The 6,899-nt window shown below is 41.5% G+C and carries 7 protein-coding genes and 1 riboswitch; of the genes, 4 read left to right on the top strand and 3 right to left on the bottom strand.

What is annotated here, in order from left to right; translation table 11 throughout:
- Positions 1-8 precede the first annotated feature (8 nt).
- Entirely contained in the window at positions 9-623 is a 615-nt protein-coding gene (locus ASV53_RS21590; RefSeq protein ID WP_094958626.1) for a thiol:disulfide interchange protein DsbA/DsbL, read from the bottom strand.
- 217 nt (positions 624-840) lie between these two features.
- Between ASV53_RS21590 and yegD the strand changes: the two genes are divergently transcribed.
- On the top strand, positions 841-2,193 hold the full coding sequence (gene yegD / locus ASV53_RS21585) for a molecular chaperone (protein WP_062691111.1): 1,353 nt from the start codon (positions 841-843) through the stop codon (positions 2,191-2,193).
- A gap of 109 nt (positions 2,194-2,302) precedes the next feature.
- Here the strand turns inward: yegD and ASV53_RS21580 are convergent, their stop codons facing one another.
- Positions 2,303-2,614, bottom strand: a complete 312-nt coding sequence (locus ASV53_RS21580; RefSeq protein WP_094958625.1) for a high-potential iron-sulfur protein — start codon at positions 2,612-2,614, stop codon at positions 2,303-2,305.
- 321 nt (positions 2,615-2,935) lie between these two features.
- On the opposite strand from ASV53_RS21580, the gene ASV53_RS21575 reads away from it, so the two are divergent.
- The 3 genes from ASV53_RS21575 to ASV53_RS21565 all read left to right on the top strand — a co-directional run bounded on the left by ASV53_RS21575 (position 2,936) and on the right by ASV53_RS21565 (position 4,886).
- Positions 2,936-3,589: an HAD family hydrolase gene (locus tag ASV53_RS21575; protein WP_094958624.1), complete on the top strand. Its 654-nt coding sequence runs from the start codon at positions 2,936-2,938 to the stop codon at positions 3,587-3,589.
- Between the two features lie 179 nt (positions 3,590-3,768).
- Positions 3,769-4,362 carry a hypothetical protein gene (locus ASV53_RS21570; protein ID WP_062691108.1) on the top strand — a complete coding sequence of 198 codons (594 nt, stop codon included), beginning with the start codon at positions 3,769-3,771 and terminating at the stop codon, positions 4,360-4,362.
- 113 nt (positions 4,363-4,475) lie between these two features.
- Entirely contained in the window at positions 4,476-4,886 is a 411-nt protein-coding gene (locus tag ASV53_RS21565; protein WP_062691107.1) for a nuclear transport factor 2 family protein, read from the top strand.
- Between the two features lie 133 nt (positions 4,887-5,019).
- Here the strand turns inward: ASV53_RS21565 and ASV53_RS21560 are convergent, their stop codons facing one another.
- Positions 5,020-6,414 carry an alanine/glycine:cation symporter family protein gene (locus ASV53_RS21560; protein ID WP_094958623.1) on the bottom strand — a complete coding sequence of 465 codons (1,395 nt, stop codon included), beginning with the start codon at positions 6,412-6,414 and terminating at the stop codon, positions 5,020-5,022.
- Between the two features lie 82 nt (positions 6,415-6,496).
- Positions 6,497-6,596, bottom strand: a riboswitch (glycine riboswitch).
- Positions 6,597-6,899 lie beyond the last annotated feature (303 nt).

The following is a 6,899-nucleotide window of genomic DNA, read 5'->3' as shown; positions in this document are numbered from 1 at the left end:
TATTAATACTAAAGTTGAGAAAGGTATTTAATAGTATTTGCTAAATCTTCTAGGCTTTCATGAGCATCACTTTTGACAAGGTATTTACCCTTAACGACAAATGCAGGCACAGAAGCAATTTCCGCATTGGCAACAATTTTTTCTGCTCTCGCCATTTCTTCAAATACTTGCTTATGTTGATCTTCAGAAAGCTCATAAGGACTAAGTAAAGAATGCTGGTTAAAAATCGCAATTAATTGAGCTTTACGATCTGCTTCAGTCGCCCCTTCTTTTTTATCTTGTGTGTAAGAAAAAAGCTGCTCCATTAACTCTGGTTTAGGGTGACCATTTGACTGAATAGCAGCGGTGTAAAAAATGTATGCCGCAAGTTGAGCACTTTCATTGAAGGTGACATGCACTTGTTCAATATCGGTGTTAGCTAACTTTTGTATTTCAGGTAGGATTTTATCCATATTGCGGCAGTGTCCACAGGCTAATGAAAACACTTCCATCACAGGTACAGTTGTTGATGTCACGGGGGTTGCCACAGTGGTGTACTGAACACCTTCTTTGGGTGTTGAAGTATCGTTACAACCGACAAGTGCCAGTAATCCCACAAAAAGAGGTAATAATATTTTTTTCATAGTGCTTATTGTTGTGATGTATAACTTATCATTATGGATGGTTATTGATGAAAAATCGTGAGCCAATTTCAAAACTTACACTCTTTTACACTTTAAGTCGGTATAGATAACATTTGTGGGCCGAAAATTGTCCATCATGGACAAAAGATCAGAGTAAAGATTGAAGTAATTGCGCAATCCAGTATTATTGCGGGCTTTTTTTGAAGTGGAGTGTGGCATGTTTATTGGGTTTGATTACGGCACCGCCAATTGTTCAGTCGCGATGATGGAACAAGGAAAGCCAAGGTTATTAGCATTAGAGAATAACCAGCACTATATCCCTTCAACTTTGTGTGCTCCTACCCGAGAGTCAGTCAGCGAGTATCTGTACCGTTTTATGGACGTGTCACCAGTAAACGCAACGGGTGAGCAAGTATTGCGTCGTGCCATGTCAATGAACCGAGAAGAAGATATCATTGTTGAACGTGGTGATCTTCTGTTTGGTCAAGCGGCATTGGATTGTTATTTAGATGATCCTGAAGAAGTTTACTATGTTAAATCACCAAAATCTTTCCTTGGTGCGAATGGTCTTCACGATGTGCAAATTAGCTTTTTTGAAGATCTTGTCTGCGCAATGATGAAAAATATAAAATCGAAAGCAGAGCAGGATGCCCAACAGGCTATTTCAAGCACGGTTATTGGTCGCCCTGTCAATTTTCAGGGAACAGGTGGTGAGCGTGCCAATCAACAAGCTGAAGGCATTCTACGTCAAGCTGCACAGCGTGCCGGATTCCAGCATATAGAGTTTCAATTTGAACCTGTTGCGGCAGGTTTAGAGTATGAAAGTACTTTAACTGAAAATAAAACCGTATTAGTTGTGGATATCGGTGGTGGTACGACGGACTGCTCATTAATTGAAATGGGCCCTGAGTGGGTCGGCAAGCATGATCGAACTAAGAGCTTATTAGCGCACAGTGGCCAACGTATAGGTGGTAACGATTTAGACATCCACCTTGCTTTTCGTCAGTTAATGCCTTTATTTGGGTTTGGTAGTAAAACCTTAAAAGGCACTGACATGCCAATCAGCCAGTTTTGGAATGCGATTGCTATTAACAATGTTGCCGCGCAAACTGATTTTTATGGCAGTAGTAACTTCCGCGCATTGGATCAATTACGACGTGATGCTGCAGACCCTGAAAAACTGAAACGTTTAATTCAGGTTTACCATGATACATTGGGTTATCAAATCGTACGTAAAGCAGAAGAAAGTAAAATTGCATTGAGTGATGCAGCGCAATACTGCACTAACCTCAATGTACTGTCTGAATGCTTACAAGCGGATATCTCGCAATCTGATATGGCAGCTGCGATTGAATCACCTCGTGTTAAAATGGCAGAGCTTGTACTTGAAGCGATGCAGCAGAGTGATAAAAAGCCAGATGTGATTTATATGACAGGTGGTACGGCACGTTCCCCTATTTTACGAGCAAGCATTGAAGCCTTATTGCCAAATGTACCAATTGTAAGTGGTAGCTATTTCGGTTCGGTAACTGCAGGCTTAGCGCGTTGGGCTCAGCACTGCTTTAAATAGTTTTCTGATGTCGATTAGGTTTAATATTTAAAGCCCGATGCAATATCGGGCTTTTGCTGTGCGTAATATACGTTGTTTATCTATCAGCGTGAGTAAGCTAAATATGCTGTTATGAGCTAGGTTTAGGCGCGTAAGCAGAGCACCAGCCATTGGCATTCACAACTTTGCCTGGGAATAGGGCACAAGGTCGCCATTCCTCACCATCAGCCCCTTGAATCAGGGCACAGTTAGCACAATGTTTTTCACTATCCGGTGAAGCATGAACGTATTTTAATGCTGCTGCTTGGGCGTCATCTTCTGCTAGGTGTGGAAGATCAGCAGCTGAAGCCGATTTGATGAGTTGTTTACCACCTAATGTTACTCCAATAAGCCCACCAATACTGAGCTTTAAAAAACGGCGTCTTGTAGGGTTTGATTTCATTGCTCTTTCCTTATCCTTCATTGTTATCCGTACGTTTGCTGCGAGTAGGGTTATATACAGCAAAGCATCACGCAGAGTGTTATACGTTTGTTATTCTCACTCAGTTCATAATTGTAGATTAACTCGTCGATAACAAAGGTCTCTGTGTTCATATTTTCATCTTTTTACTGACATGTTTTTGTTATAAATCAGTGTTTAAATTCGGCATTATGATGTCGCGCATAGTTTCATAAATGAATCGCATCAATCGCTTGCAACATTTCCTTTACAAGCGCAAGCTGTCGCGGCTTAAAGAGCAAAGGAAACTTATAAGGTAAGAATATGAATCTATTTCTACTCGATGTGGATGGCACTCTCGTTAATTCGAGCGCATTGGATCAACATTGCTTGACGCAAGCAATTGAAGACGTGTTAGGGGTCAAAGTGGATCCAGACTGGAGTCAATATCAACATGTGACGGACTCTGGCGTATTGGATGAAGTCATTAAAAAGCATAGCATCACCGAAAGCCGCTTTCTGGTTCATCGAAAAGTTGAAGCGCGTTACCTTGCGTTAATGCGTGAAGAAATGGCAGAGCACCCCCATGCTCAATATGAAATATCAGGTGCGAAAGATTTTATTCATCACTTAGCTCAGCGTGATGATATTCATGTAGGGATAGCAACAGGAGGCTGGGAATCTGCAGCAAAATTGAAGTTACGTGCAGTGGGTATTGATACCTCAATGCTTACATTTGCTTCGTCGTCAGATGCAATGAGCCGCACTGAAATTATGGCGCTAGCGACATTTAGGGCTAAACAAGACAGTGGTGTTGTGTTTGATCGCCGCGTGTTTATTGGTGAAGGGGAATGGAACCGTAATGCCTCGCAAGAGCTAGGATTTGACTTTGTCGCTGTAGGTAAAAAAGTACAACATCACACACAACTAGCAAATCTATCACATTACCAGTCGGTATTTTCACAGCTAGCAATGTGATTTGAATATCAAATAGAAAGTAGTGGGTCAGTTATTAAAATATTAATAGCCGAATTGATTAAGTAAAATGCTGTTGTGAATCACTCAAGTGATCGTTGTTCCATCTTAATTTGACGGTATTACCGTAAATTGAGTAAGTCAGCTAGATTAGTGGTAAGTCTTTTCATGTAGTTTTATCTATGCCGCGATCTACTTCATCGTTACCCAAACTACTTACAATCTCTCTGCTGCTTTCTGGCGGTTTAGCCCAAGCAGCAGATGAAAACCTCACATATTGCCACAGTTATGCTGGCGTTAACTTTCCTGATTACCGTGCTCTTTGGAATGATGCTCACCCTGAGCAAACAGCATTGAGTTATAAAGCCTTACTTAATCTTGCGACTAAGAGTCACGATAAAACTTATCTGAGTGAATTATTAAGCCAAATTGCGCGTACTTACACTGTACGTAATCAATTCAGTGATGCTGACTATTATCTGAGCCAAACGGCACTCTACTTGGATGATGCTCAAGCCAGCGCTCATGGGCACTATTGGGTAGAGCGAGCCAGGCTAAATTATACCCAACAGCACAAGGTGTTAGCCCTTTCTGCACTTGATCAAGCATGGAAGTTTGCGCAAGACGCGAATGATGATCGCTTGCAAGTTGAAGTTGCAATAATGCAGAGCCACTATGATGAAGCGCAAGGGGCGCAATGGATGAAGAAAGCTCTGGCCATTATTGCGACAACGGATGATTTGCGCCTAAAAAAGGAGAGTAATACGTTACTTTAAATTAGAAACGTATATGTATCGCATTGTTCATAAATAGGTTTACACATTTATCCGAATTTTACTAATCTCATAATAGATCAGTTATATTCGGTTAACGCCAAGGAGTAGCGGCGATGAGTAAACAAGCATGGCTTGAGTGTTGGTTTAACAGCATTTTGGCTGCAGGAAGCGGCTTACGGTTGGCTGAGTGTGCGGCAGATCCTTTTATTTTTCATCTTCCTGGTGGTCGTGAATTAACACTAAGCCACGAACAATACAGTGAATATCTTAAGTTTTGGAATCAACGTTTTAGAGATATGTCCTTTACCTTTGAGCAGGTGATAGAAGCCGATAATAAACTAGTCGTCGCTTATCAGAGTTCTGCTTTGTATTGTGGTGGTTGGTTAAAAATACCAGCAAAAAATCAAGCTGTGACTATGACAGGAATAATGATTTTTAAAATGGAAGAGGGCTTGATGACGGAATGTTGGCTTGAAGACAGTAGTTTTGATTTATACCAACAGTTAACGCGGTATTTAGAATAACGAAGATGATCACTACTGTTACATGGCATAAAAAGCCTGAGTTGAATAGACCAACAGCCCCATGAAAAGAAGCCCAAGCATGTTAATACAATGCATGGGCTTTATTCGTTTACGTTCGTATTTTACTTATCAATTAAGCAGTTTGTTGCTGTTCTACTTTTGTATCTTGCTTTAATTGTGAAAAGTACATACGGCTTTCAGAAATAACCACTTCACGTAGGAGCACCAAGCCGATGAGGTTAGGAATGGCCATTAAACCATTAACGATATCGGCAATTAACCAAATTAGATCCAGTTTAAGGAATGCACCCACGGCGATTAAAACTAAGAAAATAAACTTATAGGGTTTAATGGCTTTCACACCAAAAAGGTAGGTGATACAGCGCTCGCCGTAATAGTTCCAGCCTAATATTGTGGTGAATGCAAAGAACATCAAACCGACGGAAACCAATAAAGGGCCCCAGTACGATGATCCTAACCCCGAAGCAAATGCATACGTGGTCATCGCTGCACCAGCGTATTCACTTTCCCAAGCACCTGTTACAACAAGGGTTAACCCTGTCATAGTACAAATGATAATGGTATCGAAGAAAGTACCTGTCATTGATGTTAAGCCTTGGCGTACGCAAGAGTCCGTTTGTGCTGCTGCTGCTGCCATTGGCGCGCTACCTAACCCAGATTCATTCGAGAATACACCGCGTGCAATACCGGATTGAATGGCAAGCATAATACTCGCACCAACAAACCCACCAGTAGCTGCGTGACCCGTAAATGCAGAGCTAACCACTAGCGCAACAGCACTTGGTAGTGCAGAGGCTTGGCTAGTAAGTACAGTAATACAAGCAAGAATATAAAAAGCAGCCATTACTGGAACAACTTTACTCGCCACATTAGAAATGGATTTGATCCCGCCAAGCGTGACTGTCGCAACCAGTAATGTGAGCGCGACAACAGTGTATTCACGAGGTATTTCAAACGACAAGTATGCTGCGTCGACAATGGCATTTACTTGCGGAAATGTACCAATACCAAAACACGCCACACCTAATGTGAAAAAGGCAAATAGCTTCGCTAACCACTTGCTGCCTACACCTTTTTCAAGGTAGTACATTGGCCCACCAAGCATCTGACCATTCGCATCTTGTTCACGGTATTTGACGGCTAACAGACATTCAGCGTATTTGGTTGCCATGCCAAATAATGCAGCAAGCCACATCCAAAATAATGCGCCTGGACCACCCATTTTGATGGCTGTTGCAACACCAACAATATTACCAGTACCTATAGTGGCAGAAAGGGCAGTACAAAGTGCAGCAAAGCTAGAGACATCACCCTTGGCTGTGTTTTGTTTTTTATTACGTGAAAATACGTAGCTTAACGCTAACGGTAAATAACGTATTTGGATAAAACCTAAACGCAGGGTGAGGTATACACCTGTACCAACAAGCAAAATAAGGAGTGGGGGACCCCAAATAAGGTTATCGACGATTTGTAGTAAATTTTGCAGTGTTTCTAAAAGGGGATTCATTTATGCCTTCCTCAATACAACAAAGGAAGAGATACAGAACAACAGAAATGTTTGATGACAGAAATAAATTCTGCCTGCTGATCATATCTCCTCTGTCCTTTTGCCTGAGAGTTTCACTTGTGAAAATTCACAAGCTTGCTCCTTCGGCGTCCGATTTAACGGATCTCTCCAGAGGCTCCTCCAACAACAGTCCATACCAGCACCTTTTTCAAGGTGGTTATCTGGTGCCTGAAAGATTTACGCTAGGTGTTTGAACAGTCACAAACGGTCAACGCTTACTTCTTCGGCGGGCTCAGTATCTATTATCGAAATAACAAATAGCGTGCCACTCTCCTGCTGCCTTCAACGGAACTCAAATTTTAAGCCGCAATGGTAATCAAAAAAAACGGGGTTGTCTGCAAAAAAAGTAACCATATAGCATAAAAGTATTCGTAAGTGATATAACCAGTGTTTCATTCTTAATGAAACTTGTTTAGTAAAAATAG

It is taken from the genome of Photobacterium sanguinicancri (assembly GCF_002265265.1).
Classification (GTDB): Bacteria; Pseudomonadota; Gammaproteobacteria; order Enterobacterales; family Vibrionaceae; genus Photobacterium; species Photobacterium sanguinicancri.
This window is presented reverse-complemented; position numbering and strand designations above follow the sequence as displayed.

Coding starts and splice junctions, on each gene's coding strand:
- ASV53_RS21590 (WP_094958626.1), bottom strand. CDS start 623: ATGAAAAAAATATTATTACCTCTTTTTGTGGGATTACTGGCACTTGTC.
- yegD (WP_062691111.1), top strand. CDS start 841: ATGTTTATTGGGTTTGATTACGGCACCGCCAATTGTTCAGTCGCGATG.
- ASV53_RS21580 (WP_094958625.1), bottom strand. CDS start 2,614: ATGAAATCAAACCCTACAAGACGCCGTTTTTTAAAGCTCAGTATTGGT.
- ASV53_RS21575 (WP_094958624.1), top strand. CDS start 2,936: ATGAATCTATTTCTACTCGATGTGGATGGCACTCTCGTTAATTCGAGC.
- ASV53_RS21570 (WP_062691108.1), top strand. CDS start 3,769: ATGCCGCGATCTACTTCATCGTTACCCAAACTACTTACAATCTCTCTG.
- ASV53_RS21565 (WP_062691107.1), top strand. CDS start 4,476: ATGAGTAAACAAGCATGGCTTGAGTGTTGGTTTAACAGCATTTTGGCT.
- ASV53_RS21560 (WP_094958623.1), bottom strand. CDS start 6,414: ATGAATCCCCTTTTAGAAACACTGCAAAATTTACTACAAATCGTCGAT.